Origin of the sequence: Nocardiopsis sp. TSRI0078 (assembly GCF_001905145.1) — a bacterium.
GTDB lineage: Bacteria > Actinomycetota > Actinomycetes > Streptosporangiales > Streptosporangiaceae > Nocardiopsis.
In genome coordinates this window covers 284,801-302,009 of sequence record NZ_LWLB01000034.1, presented here as the reverse complement: position 1 = coordinate 302,009, position 17,209 = coordinate 284,801, and the positions used below count along the sequence as shown (strand labels likewise).

The window sequence follows — 17,209 nt, the reverse complement described above, 5'->3', positions numbered from 1 at the left end:
AACGGAAACGAAACGGCCCGGGGCCCGCGAACACCCGCGGGCCCGGGGGCCTCACTCTCGGTGGGGGCCGGGCGGATCTCCGGGGTCCGCCCGGGGGCGGTACGGCTCAGGCCAGGCGCCCCTTGATCGCCCGGTGCTGGGCGAGAAGGGTGTCCACGACCAGGTCGGAGGGCCACAGGGGCGCGGTGATGGCGGTGACGTCCAGCCCGCGCAGCAGGTCGAAATCGGGGCCGTCGACCAGTCTCCAGGCGGCGACGGCGACCTTGTCGTGGCCGTGGCGGCGCAGCCGGTCGACGGCGTCGAGCACCGACGGCGCCCAGGTGCGCAGGTAGCCGACCTGGACCGGGGATCCGAGGCGGCGGCTGAGCATGCGCGCCACGTCCATGACGACCTGGCGCTCCTCGGTGCCCGTGGTGCCGTCCGCGGCCAGGACCACGCCGTCGGACGGCCTCCAGCCGGAGTCGGCGAGCCGTCCGGCGAGGTCGGCGACGATGGACGGGACCGCCCCCAGCGGCGCGGTCTGGCAGGAGTTCTCCAGGCGGCCGACGCCGAGCCGGGAGAGCAGGTGCGCGCTGGCGACGTCGCCGCCCGCGACGAACGCCGGGACGACCACCTTGGGACCGCGGACGGAGCGGAGTGTGGCGGTGACGTCCTCGGGGCTGCCGAAGGCCGGGGTCACCGGTACTTCGCCCCTGCTGGCCACCGCCTCGGCCAGGCCGCACAGGGCCTCCCGGCGGTGGGCGTCACGCGAGTCGTCGGCTACGAGGACCATCGTGGGGACCATGCACAGCTCCTTCGTACTTCGCCTGGGAGAACCACCGTTGTCCGCCGAGCGTAAAGCGGCGCAGTTTCAGGGGGGTTCTGCCGTGTTACATGGAGGAAAACAACGGACAATGGCTGTGGTGGTTATCACCGCCGGGAGCCTCCGTGAACCATAACAATCGCCGAAGGAACGCGGAGTGTCCACACCCCGGAACCTGTGGCGTACACCTCACGGCGTCCGGCGGGCACAGCGTTTATCCTTACCCCCAACGAAGTCGACCGCCGTCCACCTGCCCAGACGGGCGCCCTCCACCCTTCTTCCGGCAATTGCCTCGCGACAGGACATGGCGGACACCACATCCCGAATTCGCAGACGTCCAATCCCCGATTTCGCCCGCACACCTCTCTAGAGAAATCACCGGCAAAGGTTTTCTCATGCATTCGCCAAGTGCGGATGCACGTGCCGATGAATGTGCGCTCAACACCCTGCCTGACACGACGCGAATTTCCCGCCTCTCCCGGAGCCGCCGTCCCCCGCGCGGACCGGGGCCGGCGCCCGCCCGACCCCCTGCCACATCGCACCCCTCTCTGTCAAGGGTGCGCACTCCCCCAAGGCGTCATAGCCGCGCACCACCGGGCGTGGGGGGACAGGATGCGGTTCCGGCGTGATCACTTGCCATGGGCTTCCGGTCCACCCACACTTGGTACTGATGGAGCACGTACCTGCAGGCACACGCGCCACAGGACCGCTCCGGGCGACCGCGCCCCCGGTTCTCCTCAGCACCGGCCGGGCCGCGCCCCGAGATCCGCACCGAACCATCCAGACTGGAGTGAGCATGGCTGTCCACCCTCGGGTGCAGACGCTGGCCCAGACCTTTCTCGCACATGCCGACCAGGAGGCCCCCGGCCTGGTCGAAGGCCTCTACCTGACCGGTTCGGTCGCCCTCGGCGACTTCCGCCCCCACACCAGCGACGTCGACTTCGTCATCGTCACCGGCCGCACGCCGGGCTCGCGCGAGCTGGAGCTGCTGCGCGGCGTCCACGCCCGCACGCGCGCCGACATCCCCAAGCCCCAGTTCAACGGCATCCACGTCACCTGGGACGACCTCACCGGCAACCCCGCCTCCTGCGGTCTGGTCGCCTCGGTGACCAACGGCCGGTTCCGCAACCGCGCCGGCGCCGACGTCAACCCCGTCACCTGGCACATCCTCGCCGAGCACGGTGTCCCCGTCCGCGGCCCGCATCCCCTCGAACTGGACGTGTGGGACGAGCCCGAGAGCCTGCGCGCCTGGTCCCTCGGCTCGCTGGACGAGCAGTGGCGACGCTGGCGGGAGAAGGCGGGGCGCCTGGTGACCCCGCGCGGACTGGCGGTCCTCGGATCGCTGGCCCCCTCGTGGAGCGTGCTGAGCGTCAGCCGGCTGCACTTCACCCTCAAGACCGGGGAGATCACCTCCAAGTCCGGCGCGGGCGCCTACGCCCTGCACGCCTTCCCCGAGCGGTGGCAGCGCATCGTCAACGAGTGCCTGCGCGTGCGCCGCAGCGCCAACGCCTCCTCCCTGTACGAGAACGCCCTGGCCCGGCGGCGGGCCGCGCTGGACTACATCGAGATGGTCCTGGACGACGCCCTGCGCCCCGGCCTGGCCGCCGCCTGACGCAGCCGCGCCGTGGCCGGTCCGCCCGCCCCGGGTCCGGATTCTCCACTTCCGTACGACCTCCCGTGAGTCCCGGCTAACCTGTGGTGCATGACCATGCGCCCCATCGTCCGGTTCGGCGACCCCGTTCTCGTCACACCGACCACCCCTGTCACGAAGTTCGACCAGCACACCGAGGCGCTGGTCCAGGACCTGCTGGAGACGGTCGACGCCCCCGGGCGGGCAGGCCTGGCCGCCACCCAGATCGGGGTGGGCCTGCGCGTGTTCAGCTACAACGTGGAGGGCCGGATCGGCTACGTGATCAACCCCGAGATCGCCGAACTGTCGGAGGAGGTCCAGGACGGCGAGGAGGGCTGCCTGTCGGTGCCCGGACTGTGGTACCCGACCAGGCGCGCCGAGCGCGCCGTGGTCACCGGCGTGGACCTGCGCAACGAACCGGTCACCCTGGAGGGGACCGGGCTGATGGCCCGCTGCCTCCAGCACGAGACCGACCACCTGGACGGCGTCGTCTACGTGGAGCGCCTGGACCCGGGAGCCCGCAAGCGGGCCCTGCGCGACATCCGCCGCTCGGACTGGTTCATGCCCGCCGAACCGCCCGAGCCGAAGGGCGCGCGGCTCCCCAGCGCCTTCGGCGGCGCGAGCTGACGGGCCTGTTCCCGCAGGCTTCCTCAGTCACGCCGTCAAGGGCTGATCCGGTCCTTCTCTCCGGGTATCTTCGGACACATCCCCGCGCACTCCCCCAAGTCACGTGAGTCAACGCACTAGGCATGTAACGCCAAGACCTCATATGTTCTGCTGGGTAACTCCCGCCGCCACGGCGCCCCCCATCACACGCCGTCGGCCGACCGGATGTGCTCGGACCATCCTCGGAGAAGACATGACATCCACTCCTCCCTCCTTCCCGCGCGGCAGGCGTGCCGCCCTGTCCCTCACCACCCTGGCCATGGCCCTCGTGGTCGGCCTGCCCGGTACGGCGCACGCCGAGCCGGGCGACGACGACGTGGACATCGACGAGCTGAACCAGCGGGCCGAGGAGCTGGAGGAGACCTACGACGGCGAGCTGCTCCAGTTCACCGAGATCAAGGAACGCGTGGAGAAGGCCGAGGAGGACCTGCAGGAGGTCGAGGAGCGTCTGGACGCCTCCCGCAGCGGGGTGTCCGCCATCGCCTCCACCCGGTACAAGAGCGGCGGCCTCGACCCCGCGTTCCAGGTGGTCTTCTCCAGCCACCCGGAGGACATGTTCGCCGACGCCGCGGCCCTGGAGTACCTCGGACAGAGCCAGTCCGAACAGATCTCCGAGCTCATCGAGACCCGCGACGAGGCCGCTCTGGTCGCCCAGGAGCTGCAGGAGGAGAAGGACGAGGCCGCGGAGCTCATCGACAAGCTGGAGTCGGAGCGCGAGGAGGTCGAGAAGCGCATCGAGGAGTACGAGGCGGAACAGGTTCCCGAGACCTCCGGCAACGGCACCATCCCAGAGAGCGCCAAGGGCTGGGGATGGAGCGGGGCCTCTCCGCGCATGGCGGCGATCCGCGACGAGATCGTCATGAACTTCGGAGCCCCCTACCCGGTGGGCTGCCTGCGCAACAGCGCCGACGACCACGGCGTGGGCAACGCCTGCGACTTCATGATGAGCGCCGGAGGCGCCGTGCCCTCGGCGGACAACCAGGCCCTGGGCACGCAGATCGCCCAGTACGGGATTAACAACGCCGACCGGCTGGGCATCAAGTACATCATCTGGGAGCAGCAGATCTGGCAGTCCACGTCACGCCAGTGGACGTGGATGAACGACCGGGGCAGCACCACCCAGAACCACTACGACCACGTGCACATCTCGTCGTACTAGTGGGCTGACCGGATACGTTGCAGGTGCGACCGGAGTGCTCCACCCCCGGATGATCCCGTACCTATGGCGAGGCCGGGCGCCGAAGTGCGCCACAAGTACAAGATCGCGGCTCCTGGGGCGAGCCGGCTGACCTTCGCGGCCACCGCACCAGACCGTGCCCGAAGGCCCGAGCCCCGGGACGCGGGCTCCGGCCGCGGGACCGGGTTCAGGCGCGCGGCCCCCGCCCGCCGAGGGCGAGCGGGAGGACCGCCAGCAGGGCCACGGCCGTGACCGCGAAGGCGGGACCGTAGCCGAACAGCTGGATCAGCAGGCCCAGGGCCAACGCCCCGGCGCCCGCGCCCGCGTCGTAGCCGATGTTCCACACCGCGCTGGCCCGGCCGTACCCGGCCGGACCGGCCCGGTGGAGCATGAGGGTGACGGTCTCGTTCTGGACCGCGCCGAAGCCGAGGCCGAACACCGCCGATCCGAGGAGCACCAGCAGCGCCGTCCACGCCCCCGGGGCGGCTCCCCCTCCTCCGTGCGACCACAGGGCGGCGGTGACCAGGGCCATGCCGAGGACCGCGCCGACCATGCCCGGCAGCAGCAGGAGGGTGCGCCGGTGGCGGTCGTGCAGTATCCCGGCGGCCCAGCGGCCCACCACGACCGCCAGTGCGTAGGTGGCCAGGGCGCCGCCCACCAGCCACGCCGCGTGCTCCAGGGGGATGGCCAGGAAGGTGATGATCGCGCTGGCCGACGACGCGGTCAGCAGCATGAGTACCAGCGGTGCCGCCAGCGCCCGCATCAGCGGAGGTGCCGGGGACGCCGCGGAGGCGCTCCCGGCCGACCGGCCCGTGCCGCGCAGCGCCGGGCGGTTGCGGCCGCCGTCGGCGAACCAGATGCCCCAGGACAGGACCGCGCCCAGCACCGAGCACAGCCCGGTGATCCAGAACGCGGTGTCGAAGCCGATGTGGAGGGCCAGCGCCACCCCGCCGGGCAGGATGAGCACCTGGGGCAGGCCGACCGCAAGTCCGTAGTAGCCGGTGGCCCGGCCCACCTGGTGGTGCGGGACCAGGCGGGCGGCGAGCACCGTTCCGGCGACGCTGACCATGCCGAAGCCGACGCCGCGCACCGCCGAGACGGCCACGAGCGGGCCCAGGTCGGTGGTCAGGGCGAACAGCGGGGCGGGCACTCCCAGGATCAGTGACCCGACCGGGAACGCCCACCGGTAGCCGCCCCTCTCCAGCAGCCAGGGCATGGCGAGCTGGGTGAGCACGGTGGTGAGCATGAACGCGGCCGTGGTGCTCCCGGCGCCGAACTCGCCCGCGCCGCCGCGGGAGGCCCACAGCGGGACCAGCGGGAGGACGGCGGCGAAACCGCACAGCCCGATCGCCGTGGCCGCGATGAGTAGGGCGAAGCCCCTGCCGCGCAGTCCGGGCAGGGCGTCATCCCTCGGCTCGGGCGAACGGGATCGGATCATCCGTCCTTTCTAGCCGACACGCGCATACCTGTCGAAACCGGCGCGTCCGGCTTCCGGATCGCGCTAGCCGTTCTTCTCCGGACCGGTCCTCTCCGTGAGCCAGTCCCGGATGCGCACGGCCAGCTCGGGTGTGACGGCGCGCTCGGCGTGTCCCATCCCCGGGATGATCCACAGGTCGCGGGGCTCCCGTGCGGCGTCGTGGATCGCCGTGGCGTGGGAGACCGGGAAGTAGGTGTCGGCGTCCCCGTGCACGACCAGCAGGGGCGCCGGGGAGATCTCCCCGGCGACCTCGCGGGGTTCGGCGGGCCTGGGGTCCCAGTGCTGGTCGATGACGCGGACCTTGCGGAAGCTGCGCAGGAGGAAGCGCCCCACCCTGCCGCCGATTCCGAGGTGGAGCAGGCGCATGCGGCGCGTGCCCCTGTAGTACCAGCGGCTCGGGCCGCTGACCGCGACCACCGCGGACATCCCGCCGTAGATGGCGGCGTGCCGGATCGCGACGGCGGCGCCCATGGAGAAGCCGACGACGGAGACGGAGGCGTAGCCGAGTTCGCGCAGGCGGGCGGCGACCGCCTCCAGGTCGTGGATCTCCGCGTTGCCCACGGTGCTGAGCCCGCCGGAGCCGTGGTGGCCGCGGAAGTCGAAGGCCATCACGTCGCCGACGGGCAGCAGCGCCTCGGCGAGGGCGCGGGTGCTCGGGTTGCGGTAGGTGCCGGTGAACCCGTTGGCGAGGACCACGGCGGTGGTTCGGGGCTCGGCACCGCGCAGGAGCACGGCGTCGATGTCGACCCCGTCGGAGGTGATCAGCCGGTGGCGGTCCTCCGAGGGCTGGGAGAGCGGATGGTCAATGGCGTCGGACACCCCACCATCGTGCCCGATCAGATCCGGGGTCCAAAGCCCGGCCCCGCGGTGTCGGCCCCGTCACCGTACCCGCCTTCCCCGTACCCCTGGCCGGGGTGGGGCCGCCGCCCGCCGCCGGAGGAGGGAGGCTCCCCGTGGCCACCGCCGAGGAGGTCGCCGCCCGGATACCCGGTCCGCGCGTACCCGCTCCTCGTGTACCCGTCGTCGTGTCCGGCCTCCGCGTACTCCTCGCCGTACCCGTCGTCGTGTCCGGCCTCCGCGTACTCCTCGTACCCCTGCTCCTCGTACCCGTGCTCGTCGCAGTCCTGCTCCCAGGCCTCGCGGACGGCGGCGGGCGGAAAGACCAGGGAGCGCAGGTCGAGCGCGACGTGGACGAGGACCGGAACCCAGACGCTTCCGGTGCCCAGGTAGAGGACGGTGAACAGGGTGCCCGACGCACCGGCGCTGACCAGTCCCCACCAGCCCTGGTAGAGGTGCGCGACGGAGAACAGCGCCACCGACAGCACCGCGGCGATCCACAGAGGCACGCCCATGCTCGCCACCAGGACGATGAACAGCCCCCGGTAGAGCAGTTCCCCGAACACGCCGCCGGTGACGGCCACCCCGGCCGCCAGCACACGCTCGGCGGTGTTGCGCGGTACGAGCAGGCCGCGGTGGCGCTCCGGCTCGGGCAGGGAGACGGGTGCGGCGGAGGCCCGCCGACCGCGGTGGCCCGAGGACCGCCTGCCGCGTGTGCCGGGCCCCGCCTGTTCCGCGGGTTGCCCGGGACCCCGGCCCCTCCTGCCGCCGCGGCCGCCGCCCCGGCCCGCGCCGAGCGGGGGCGGGCCCTTCGGCAGACCGTTGGCCAGCACCCACAGCGCCGCCAGGGCCGACAGTCCGCCGACGGCGCCGCCGGCGATCGGCCCCCAGGCATGGGGTGCGCGCAGGCCCAGGTCGGCCGCGGCGAGGTCCGGCGAGAGCACCAGCACTCCGAGCACCGCCAGGCCCCACAGCACGTGGATGCCCACCGTGGCGGCGTGCATCAGTGTGAGGGCGCGCGCGTCGCCGTCGCGCCTGCGGGACAGCCAGGCGAAGGCCCTCCTTCCGAGGAAGGGCTCGCCGACCGCGGCGAAGAGGAGCAGCAGGACCGTCAGAACGGTCCCGGCGAAGCTGAACTGAGGGAGGGACTCCGACCATGGCACGGGGCAATAGTAGAGGGCCGAAATGAGTCATAGTGCACATGCCAGATTTCGGACCCGGTCACCCCTTGCCGTACGGTCCGCGAAGGGTGACCGTGGAAGTGTCACAGGTCACACCATGGGCGGTGACACCCGGCCCGCGTGACCACCGCTCGGACCCCGAAGGGCTGGGTAGTAGGGATGGCAGACCGAGCCGTAGAGGTACCGGGGGCCGACGGGCCCCAGAACATCCGCAACGTCGCGCTGGTCGGCCCGTCCGGTGCCGGGAAGACGAGTCTGGTCGAGGCGCTGCTCCTGGCGGCCGGGGAGATCGGACGCCCCGGCAGCGTGGAGGAGGGCACGACCGTCAGCGACCACGACGAGGTCGAGATCCGGCAGAAGCGTTCGGTCCACCTCACCGTCAACCCGGTCATGGTCGGCGACGTGAAGGTCAACCTGCTGGACACGCCCGGATACGCCGACTTCATCGGGGCGATGCGCGCCGGACTGCGCGGTGCCGACGCCGCCCTGTTCGTCGTCTCCGCCCTGGACGGCGTGGACGGCCGCACCCGCGTGCTGTGGGAGGAGTGCGCCGCCGTGGGCATGCCCCGGGCGGTCGCCGTCACCAGGATCGACCACCCCCGAGCGGACTACGACGAGGTGGTCGCCCAGTGCCAGGAGGCGTTCGGCCCCGGTGTCCATCCCGCCTACGTCCCCGCGGTGGAGGGCACGGGGGACGGCCGCCGCGTGGTCGGTGTGTGGGGACTGGTCTCCGAGCGCTACCACGACTACTCCGACGGGGGCGGATCCGGGTCCGCGCCGGACTGGCTGCGCGAGACGGCGGGCCCGCTCCGGCAGACCCTCATCGAGGAGGTCATCACCGAGACCGAGGACGAGGCCCTCATGGAGCGTTACATGGAGGGCGGTGAACTCGACCCGGACCTGCTCATCGCCGACCTGAAGCTGGCCGTGGCGGCGGGCGGCTTCCACCCGGTCCTGGCCACCAGCCCCGTACGGGGCGTGGGCGTGCGCGAACTGCTGCGCGAACTGCCGCTGTCGTGCCCGGATCCGACCCGCCGCCCGTTCCCGCCGGTGGCCGCGCCCGACGGGAAACCGGTGCGGGGCATGTCGTGCGACCCGGACGGCCCGTTCGTGGCGGAGGTCCTCAGCACCGTCGGCGATCCGTACGTGGGCCGGATGAGCCTGGTGCGCGTCTTCTCCGGGACGCTGCACCCCGACACCCGCGTCCACCTGCACGGGCACGGCGTGTCCTGCGGACTGACCGGATCGGAGGAGCTGGACCGTACCGGCAACGACGAGCGCGTGGGCCCGCTGTCCGTGCCGCTGGGCCGCGGGAACCGCCCGGTGGACCGGGTGGTCGCCGGCGACCTGTGCCTGGTGGCGAAGCTGCCGGACGCGCGTACCGGCGACACCCTCTCCGATCCGGACCGGCCGCTGCGGGTGGTGCCGTGGCACTTCCCGCAGCCGCTGCTGCCGGTGTCGCTGGCCGCCGCCTCCCCCGGGGACGAGGACAGGCTGTCGCAGGCGGTGGCCCGGCTGGTGGCGGAGGACCCGTCGCTGCGGGTGGAGGTGAACCCGGAGACCCACCAGATGGTGCTGTGGAGCCTGGGCGAGGCGCACCTGGACGCCGCGCTGGACCGGTTGGAGCACCGCCACGGGGTGCGGGTGGAGACCGGCCCGGTGCGCGTGCCGCTGCGGGAGACCTTCGCGGTCCCGGCACAGGGCACCGGGCGCAACGTCAAGCAGAGCGGCGGGCACGGCGAGTTCGGCGTCTGCCGGATCAGGGTGGAGCCGCTGGAGCCGGGCGCGGGCCTGGAGTTCGTCGACGAGATCACGGGCGGGATCGTGCCCCGCCAGTTCGTTCCGTCGGTGGAGAAGGGCGTGCGCGCCCAGATGGCGGACGGCGTGGACTCCGGTTACCCGCTGGTGGACATCCGGGTGACGCTCTACGACGGCAAGGCGCACTCGGTGGACTCCTCGGACATGGCCTTCCAGAAGGCGGGCCGCCTGGCGCTGAAGGACGCGGCGGCGGCCGGGAGGCTGGCGGTGCTGGAGCCGGTGGACGAGGTCTCCGTGAAGGTGGACGAAGCCTACCTGGGCGCGGTCATGAGCGACCTGTCGTCCCGGCGCGGCCGGGTGGTGGGCACCGAGACGGCCGGCGGGGGGCGGGCGGTGGTGCGCGCGGAGGTACCGGAGCTGGAGATCACCCGGTACGCGGTGGAACTGCGATCGCTCTCGCACGGCACCGGGGTGTTCAGCCGCGGGTACCTGCGCCACGAGCCGCTGCCCCGGCAGGTCGCCGACAGGCTGCCCGTCCCGCAGGGCTAGGACACGCCTACAGGACGCGGCCCGGCCTGCTGCGGTCGGCGAGGGCCGCGAACCGGAACGTGTTCACCGGATGGCTGGACAGGAGGTTGACCAGCAGCACGAAGAAGCCGGTGTCGGTGTGGGCGCGCGCGGCGATGTCGTCGAAGTCCACGGCCCGGTACAGGTACTTGCCCGCCGCGAGCACCCGGAGGCCCTGTACGCCCTCGGGGCAGAACTCGTGGGCGTGGTTGTCCGCCGTGTACTCCTGCGCCCGGCTCAGGGTGGTGCCCACACCGGGGATCACGTTCGCCACCGAGACGCCGAACTGCCGCCAGAACGACGTGTGCCCGGCGGCGATGTGCCCGACCTCGTGGCCGATCACGAACCGCAGCGCGTCGGGGTCGGCCAGGCGCCCGCCCACCTCGAACAGGTCGCTGTTGACGGCCACGTAGCGGCGGAAGCCGTGCCCCGAGGCGAACGCGTTGATCACGCCGTTGCCCAGCACGATGTAGGCCTCGGGCACATGGCGCATGCCGAACGCGGCGGCGGCCTCGGCCACCATCCGGTGCGCCTCGGGGAACTGCTCCTCGGTGATGCGCACCCCGTTGACGCGCTGGCGCGCGTACAGCTGCCCGCGCACGAAGTACACGAGCAGGGGGATGCTGAGCAGCAGCAGCGGCTCGTTCGGGTCGCCGGAGTAGGCGCGGCTGACCGCGCCCGCCACGGTGAACAGGGTCACCCCCACGCACGCGACGAGGAGGGGGATCTCCCGGGGATGACGCAGCGACCTGCGCAGGCGGCGGTCGCCCCAGCGCCACGGGAGGACCCCCATCCGCGGTCAGGGACGGTGGTCGGGGTCGGAGCGGTCGTCGTCGTGCCCGGAGGGGGGCGGCGCGTCGTGGGCCCCGCCCCGCGGCGGAGGGCCGCCGTAGGACGGACCCGAGGGCGGGCCGGACGGCGGGCCCTGCGGCGGGCGCAGCCCCTGCGGGAGGTCGTCCTCGTCCAGCAGCGCGGCCATGTCGGCGGACAGCGTGGACTCCTCGGCCTTGTCGCTGCGCCACTCCTCGCGGAGCTCCTCGTCCTGGGATCCCATCACCGCCTCCATGTCGGCGTCGTGGGTGGACTTGGCCCGGTCCTCCCCCGGGTCGGACCAGGAGGAGGCCAGGTAGGCGCTGTCGTAGGCGTCGTTGGACTCGTGGAGGGGCTCGGAGGGCCCGGTCACCGGGGACCCGGACGGCGGCGGGCCGAGCGGATCGGCGAGCGGGTCGGCGAACGGGTCGCCCTGCGGTGCGGGCGCGTCGAACGGGGCGCCGCTCGGGGGGTCGGCCGGACCGCCCGCGGCCGCGTGCGGGTGCGCGGGGGCCTCGGGCGCCGGTCCCGGGAAGGCCGTGCCCGCCGTGGGGGCGCCGAGGGCCTCGGGCACACCGTCGTTCTGACGCCCCAGGTAGGACAGTGCGGCGACGGTGATCGCGGCGAGCCCGGCACGCAGGGCGGGCTCGCGGGCGGGCGCGAAGAACGGCGAGTGGTTGCTGGGGACGTTGCCCATCTTCTCGTACGGGGTGTCGCCGGGCGCGGCCTCCCACACGTCGTGCGGGGTGGCGCCGACGAACCAGAGCACGTACGGGATGGGCTGCGGGTCGCCGGGCAGCCCGAAGTAGCTGAAGTCCTCGGTCGCCGGGGAGGGGTCGGGCAGGTGGATGACGTAGTCGTCGCCGAAGTAGGCGTGGTGCGCGGCGGCCACGTCGGCGGTGCTCTGGGCGTCGTTGAAGGTGACCCCGGCGTCCTGGAAGCGCTCGACGTCGGGCTCGCGCGTGGCTCCGGAGGCGGCGGCCTCGGCGCGCACGATCCGCTCGATGGCGGCCTCCAGCTGCGCGGAGACGTTGTCGTTGAGGGCCCGGGTGTTGATCTCCAGGTACGCCTCGTCGGGGATGATGTTGGCCTTCGTCCCGGCCTGGATCCTGCCGACGGTGAGCACCGCCATCTCGCTCGGGCTGACCTCGCGGGAGACCACGCCCTGCAGTCGGGTGACGATGTTCGCGGCGATGAGCACCGGGTCCACCGTCGTGTTCGGCTGGGAGGCGTGGCCGCCCTCCCCGTACACGCGTACGCGGTAGGAACTGGAGGCGCCCAGGATGACCCCGGCGCGGTGGGAGATCAGCCCGGCGGGCTGCGGGCCCAGGTGCTGGGCGAGGATGACGTCGGGGCGGCCGAACCGGTCGAACAGCCCGTCCTCCAGCATGGCCTGCGCGCCGTCGAGGGTCTCCTCGCCCGGCTGGGCGACGATCATCACGGTCCCGGACCACTCGTCGCGCGTCTCCGAGAGCAGGTCGGCCGCCCCCACCAGGCAGGCGGTGTGGGCGTCGTGCCCGCACGCGTGCATGACCGGGACCTCCAGGCCGTCGTCGTCGACGGCACGGGTGGTGCTGGCGTAGGGCAGTCCGGTCTTCTCCTCCATGGGGAGCGCGTCCATGTCGGCGCGCAGCATCACCGTGGGGCCGGGCCCGTTGCGCAGGATGCCGACGACCCCGGTTCCGCCCACGCCCTTGTGGACCTCGTAGCCGGTCCGGGTGAGCCACTCGGCCACACCGCTGGCCGTACGGTGCTCGGCGTGGGAGAGCTCGGGGTTCTTGTGCAGGTCGACGTAGAACCCCTCCACGAGCGGGAAGAGCTCGTCCAGGAGTCGCATGACCACGTTCCCGTGCTGGGCGGCACGGTTGGGGTCCACCGCGTGCGGCACGGCTTCCACCGCCTTCTTCCGTATCTCTGCTGGGTCGGAACTGCCCAGCGGGCACCCGTCTGACGGCACAGCCTATCGGCGCGCCTCTGACCGGCACACACTGGCACGTTCACCTATGGTGCGCCATGGTGTGACGTATGGGTTAGGGTCTGCACACGGAAAGCGATCCCCTGCCGAATCGCTCACGTCACGTGTGTCTCGTGCACCCCCGGTCCCCCCGGGTGAGGAAGGACTCCGGCGACTTTCCACCAAGTACGGACGAACCGCTGGCATCCCTTGCTACATCACAGTAAGGTAACGCAGCACATGTCCACCGATTCGACCCTGCGGTGCTCCCCTCGCGCACCACGCGGCACCGCCCCGTACGTGTCCCTGCCCACGCACACGGCCGGGGAGAAACACGCACACGCCCCAGCAGCCGAATGATCTCGGAGTCCACTCGTGGCCTCATCCATGACCAGTCCGGCAGACCGGAGTCCGGAGCCCGGGCGGGGCGCGACCGTCCCGGCCCCGGACAGGAAGACCGACGCGGCGCCCCCGGCCCCCGGCCGTGACGCCCGCCTGGACAACGCCAAGTTCGTCCTGATCGCGCTCGTCGTGATCGGTCACGCGATCGGCTCACTACGCGACTACGGGCCCGCCAGTGCCCTGTACTACTGGATCTACTTCTTCCACATGCCCGCGTTCATCCTGATCAGCGGCTACCTCTCGCGCTCCTTCGACGCCTCGTCCAAGCGCGTGGAGAAGCTGGTCCTGACGCTGGCCGTTCCCTACCTGATCTTCTGGACGATCCACCAGGGCATCTACACCGTCGAACGCGGCGGGCTGCCCGACTCCCTGTCGGTGCTGCAGCCGACCTACGCCCTGTGGTTCCTCGTGGCCCTCTTCCTGTGGCGGCTGAGCGTGCCGCTCTGGCAGCGGCTGCGCTGGCCCGTGCTCATCGCGGTGGTCGTCTCGATGTTCGCCGCGACGGCCGACCTCGGCGGGACGCTCTCGTTGGGCCGCGTCGTCAGCTTCCTGCCGTTCTTCGTACTGGGCCTGAGCCTGCGGCGCGAGCACTTCGCCCACCTGGACAGGCTGTGGGTGCGGATCGCGTCCGTGCTGGTGCTCGGGGTGACGGCGGTGCTGGCCGTGCCCATCTCCGACCACATGAGCCGGGACTGGCTCTTCTGGACGAACAGCCTCACCGACCGGGACATCGACCCGCTCCTGCCCAGCCTGGGACTGCGGGTGGCCTTCATGGGCCTCGCGCTGGTGATGACCGTCGCCGTGCTCGCGCTGATTCCGAAGCAGCGCACGTGGTTCACGCCGCTGGGCGCCTACACCCTGTACGTGTACCTGGGCCACTCGGTGGTCATCGTCCTGCTCCAGGCCTCCCCCTGGTACGGCGTCATGTCCGGAGCGCCGGAGATGGTCGTCATGATCGCCTTCGGCATCGGGCTGACGCTGCTGCTGTGCACCCCGTGGGCGCGCAGGAGCATGCGCTGGGCGGTGGAACCGCGGCTGACCTGGTTCCTGCGCGAGGACTCCGTGCTGCGCGACGCGAAGGAGGCCGGGGGTCCCGGCGGCGGTGAGCGCTCCGGCGCCGGAGGCAGGGAGAGGGCCGGGGTCTGATCCGGTCCCTCCTCCCGCCGGCCCACGGAGGAACACGACGAGGACGGGGGCGGTGCGCCGACGCGCACCGCCCCCGTCCTCGTCAGAACCCGTTCCGCGGTGGGAAGGGGTCAGCTCCCGCTGCCCGCCTCCGCGCCGGAGGCGGCACCGGCGCCGACGCCGGTGGCGGCGCTGGAGGCGAGCAGCCCGCGGCGGCGCACCTCGAACCTGCGCGTGTCCTTCCACAGCCGCAGCACCAGGACCAGCTCGAAGAAGCCCAGCGCGAGCACGGAGAACACCGCGACCGGGATGATCAGGCTGTTCAGCGGGGTGAAGAGGGCGACCAGCGCGGTCACCGGCGCCAGCACGCACAGGAACATCTCGAACTCGATGCCGCTGAACAGGTGCGGTCGCACCCGGTGCCGCATGAGCATGTCGCGCACGCGCGGGTAGAAGCCGGTCGGCGCCGGGGCGTCCGGGCGCACGGGGACGTCCGCCGTCTCGTCGTCCTCGGGGTCGGCGTCGCCCTGGACGGCCCGCAGCCGGTCGGTGTCGCCGGTCAGCTCGGCGAGGGTCTGGTTCATCGTCCTGCGGGTCTTGGCGACCTGCGAGCCGTTGAGGTAGCGCAGCAGGTCGAAGAAGACCACGACCGGCGCCACGATCAGGTAGGCCGTGTTCCCGGTGACCGCCCACTGGCCGATCAGCAGGGCCATCACGCAGCCGAAGAACCGGATGCGGTCGAAGACGAAGTCGACCCAGGTGCCGAAGACCGAACCGGTGCCCTTCAGCCGGGCGATCTTGCCGTCCATGCAGTCCAGCACGAAGCTGAGGTGGAACAGCAGGGCGCCCAGCAGGAGCCAGGGCCAGCCGCTGCCCGCGACCAGGGGCGGAGCCGCGAAGCACAGCGCGGAGAACAGGCCGAGGATCCCGGCGCCCAGCGTCAGCTGGTTGGGGGTGATGCTGGTGCGGTTCGCGGTCCAGACGACCAGGCGTCCGGCCAGGGGGTCCACCAGGAAGACCGTCCACCAGGCGTCCTTCGCCTTGTAGGTTTCTTCCTTGACTTGCGCGAAAGTGAAACGCGGCATGCGGGCTCTCCAGGAATGCCCTCCCGGGCCCCGGCGCCCGACGACGCGCTGACAGGGGCGGGGAAAGGCTGTGTCGGCTGGGATCCGGGTCATCATGCCAGATCAAGGGTCGTCCGACCTAATCAGTGACGGCATACTTGACTGGTAAGAGGGGGATCAACAGGCGGTCGCGCGGTAGCAGCGGATGGTCCACCCCCTTCGGTCTCGACCAAGGTATGAGGCATTGCGTTTTCTGAACGACCAGGTACCCCAGCAGGACCTGACCTACAGCGACGTGTTCATGGTCCCGGGCCGCAGCGCCGTGGGATCCCGGCTCAGCGTGGACCTGTCGTCGTCGGACGGCACCGGCACCACCATCCCGCTGGTGGTGGCGAACATGACCGCGGTCGCCGGGCGCAGGATGGCCGAGACCGTCGCCAGGCGCGGCGGAATCGCGGTCATCCCGCAGGACATCCCCATCGAGGTGGTCTCCGACGTCGTCGCCTGGACCAAGCAGCGGCACCTGGTCCACGACACCGCCATCACGCTCAACCCCGCCAGCACCGTCGGTGAGGCGCTCAACCTGTTGCCCAAGCGCGCCCACAACGCCGTGATCGTGGTCGACGGGGGACGCCGCCCCGTCGGCGTGGTCACCGAGGCCGACTGCGCCGGCGTCGACCGCTTCGCGCAGCTGCGCGACGTGATGTCCACCGAGCTGCTGACCATCCCCGCGGACACCGATCCGCGCGAGGCGTTCGGGACGCTGCACGACTTCCGGCACCGCCTGGCACCGGTCGTGGACGGCGACGGCGCCCTGGTGGGCGTGCTCACCCGCACCGGCGCGCTGCGCTCCACCCTGTACACGCCCGCGGTGGACGGCGACGGCCGCCTGCGGGTGGCCGCCGCCGTCGGCATCAACGGCGACGTGGTGGGCAAGGCCGCCGAGCTACTGGCCTCCGGTGTGGACACGCTGGTGATCGACACCGCGCACGGCCACCAGGAGAAGATGATCGCCGCGGTCGCCAAGGTGCGCTCGCTGTCGCCGAAGGTGCCGATCGTGGCGGGCAACGTGGTCACCGCCCGGGGCACCCGCGACCTGATCGAGGCGGGCGCCGACATCGTCAAGGTCGGTGTGGGCCCGGGCGCGATGTGCACGACCCGCATGATGACCGCCGTCGGCCGTCCGCAGTTCTCCGCCGTGCTGGAGTGCGCCGAGGCCGCGCGCGAGCTGGGCAGGCACGTGTGGGCGGACGGCGGTGTGCGCCACCCGCGCGACGTGGCCCTGGCCCTGGCGGCGGGCGCGTCCAACGTGATGGTGGGCTCCTGGTTCGCGGGCACCTACGAGTCGCCGGGCGACGTCATGCGCGACGCCGAGGGCGGGCAGTACAAGGAGAGCTTCGGCATGGCCTCGGCCCGCGCGGTCCGGCTGCGCACCGCCGAGGACTCCCCCTTCGAGCGGGCCCGCAAGGCCCTGTTCGAGGAGGGCATCTCCACCGGCCGCATGTACCTGGACCCGGAGCGGCCGGGCGTGGAGGACCTGATCGACCAGATCGTCGCCGGTGTGCGCAGCTCGATGACCTACGCGGGCGCCACCTCGCTGGCGGAGTTCCACGAGCGCGCCGTGGTGGGCGTGCAGAGCGCCGCCGGCTACAACGAGGGGCGCCCGGTGCCCACCAGCTGGTAGGAAGACGTCTTCGGCGCCCTCGCGGGCGCGGCCGGAGCTCGGCCCGGGGCGGGTGGGTCGGCGGACCCGCCCCTC

General features: G+C 72.0%; 13 protein-coding genes. 6 read left to right on the top strand and 7 right to left on the bottom strand.

Annotated features, from left to right (window positions below):
• Positions 1–106: 106 nt before the first annotated feature.
• Positions 107–784 (bottom strand): sirohydrochlorin chelatase, encoded by a 678-nt coding sequence (locus A6A08_RS22540; RefSeq protein ID WP_073704619.1) that lies wholly within the window; start codon positions 782–784, stop codon positions 107–109.
• An 814-nt stretch (positions 785–1,598) separates the two neighbouring features.
• On the opposite strand from A6A08_RS22540, the gene A6A08_RS22535 reads away from it, so the two are divergent.
• From A6A08_RS22535 to A6A08_RS22525, 3 genes are all read left to right on the top strand, one after another.
• Positions 1,599–2,414 carry a nucleotidyltransferase domain-containing protein gene (locus A6A08_RS22535; protein WP_073704618.1) on the top strand — a complete coding sequence of 272 codons (816 nt, stop codon included), beginning with the start codon at positions 1,599–1,601 and terminating at the stop codon, positions 2,412–2,414.
• A 90-nt stretch (positions 2,415–2,504) separates the two neighbouring features.
• Entirely contained in the window at positions 2,505–3,059 is a 555-nt protein-coding gene (def, locus tag A6A08_RS22530) for a peptide deformylase (RefSeq protein ID WP_073704617.1), read from the top strand.
• 232 nt (positions 3,060–3,291) lie between these two features.
• Positions 3,292–4,257, top strand: a complete 966-nt coding sequence (locus tag A6A08_RS22525; RefSeq protein WP_073704616.1) for a hypothetical protein — start codon at positions 3,292–3,294, stop codon at positions 4,255–4,257.
• Between the two features lie 205 nt (positions 4,258–4,462).
• On the opposite strand, the gene A6A08_RS22520 is transcribed toward A6A08_RS22525, so the two are convergent.
• From A6A08_RS22520 to A6A08_RS22510, 3 genes are all read right to left on the bottom strand, one after another.
• Complete coding sequence (locus A6A08_RS22520; RefSeq protein WP_073704615.1) at positions 4,463–5,713, bottom strand: MFS transporter; 1,251 nt, start codon at positions 5,711–5,713, stop codon at positions 4,463–4,465.
• Between the two features lie 63 nt (positions 5,714–5,776).
• Positions 5,777–6,571, bottom strand: coding sequence for an alpha/beta hydrolase (locus tag A6A08_RS22515; RefSeq protein WP_073704614.1), 795 nt, complete (start codon positions 6,569–6,571; stop codon positions 5,777–5,779).
• A gap of 17 nt (positions 6,572–6,588) precedes the next feature.
• The gene (locus tag A6A08_RS22510; protein ID WP_083609233.1) at positions 6,589–7,752 is read right to left on the bottom strand and encodes a CPBP family intramembrane glutamic endopeptidase; all 1,164 of its coding nucleotides are present in this window, start codon (positions 7,750–7,752) and stop codon (positions 6,589–6,591) included.
• Positions 7,753–7,929: 177 nt separating this feature from the next.
• Between A6A08_RS22510 and A6A08_RS22505 the strand changes: the two genes are divergently transcribed.
• A complete protein-coding gene (locus A6A08_RS22505) occupies positions 7,930–10,077 on the top strand; it encodes an elongation factor G-like protein EF-G2 (RefSeq protein WP_073704613.1) in 2,148 nt (715 codons plus the stop codon).
• A gap of 7 nt (positions 10,078–10,084) precedes the next feature.
• Here A6A08_RS22505 and A6A08_RS22500 read toward each other — a convergent pair whose 3' ends face one another.
• Both A6A08_RS22500 and A6A08_RS22495 read right to left on the bottom strand, forming a co-directional pair.
• Entirely contained in the window at positions 10,085–10,888 is an 804-nt protein-coding gene (locus A6A08_RS22500) for a M48 family metallopeptidase (RefSeq protein WP_199867015.1), read from the bottom strand.
• Positions 10,889–10,894: 6 nt separating this feature from the next.
• Positions 10,895–12,802, bottom strand: coding sequence for an amidohydrolase (locus A6A08_RS22495; RefSeq protein WP_073704612.1), 1,908 nt, complete (start codon positions 12,800–12,802; stop codon positions 10,895–10,897).
• Positions 12,803–13,246: 444 nt separating this feature from the next.
• Here A6A08_RS22495 and A6A08_RS22490 point away from each other — a divergent pair, with 444 nt between their 5' ends.
• Positions 13,247–14,407, top strand: a complete 1,161-nt coding sequence (locus A6A08_RS22490) for an acyltransferase family protein (RefSeq protein WP_073704611.1) — start codon at positions 13,247–13,249, stop codon at positions 14,405–14,407.
• Between the two features lie 110 nt (positions 14,408–14,517).
• On the opposite strand, the gene A6A08_RS22485 is transcribed toward A6A08_RS22490, so the two are convergent.
• A complete protein-coding gene (locus A6A08_RS22485; protein WP_073704610.1) occupies positions 14,518–15,471 on the bottom strand; it encodes a CDP-alcohol phosphatidyltransferase family protein in 954 nt (317 codons plus the stop codon).
• Positions 15,472–15,694: 223 nt separating this feature from the next.
• On the opposite strand from A6A08_RS22485, the gene A6A08_RS22480 reads away from it, so the two are divergent.
• On the top strand, positions 15,695–17,134 hold the full coding sequence (locus A6A08_RS22480) for a GuaB1 family IMP dehydrogenase-related protein (RefSeq protein ID WP_073704609.1): 1,440 nt from the start codon (positions 15,695–15,697) through the stop codon (positions 17,132–17,134).
• Positions 17,135–17,209 lie beyond the last annotated feature (75 nt).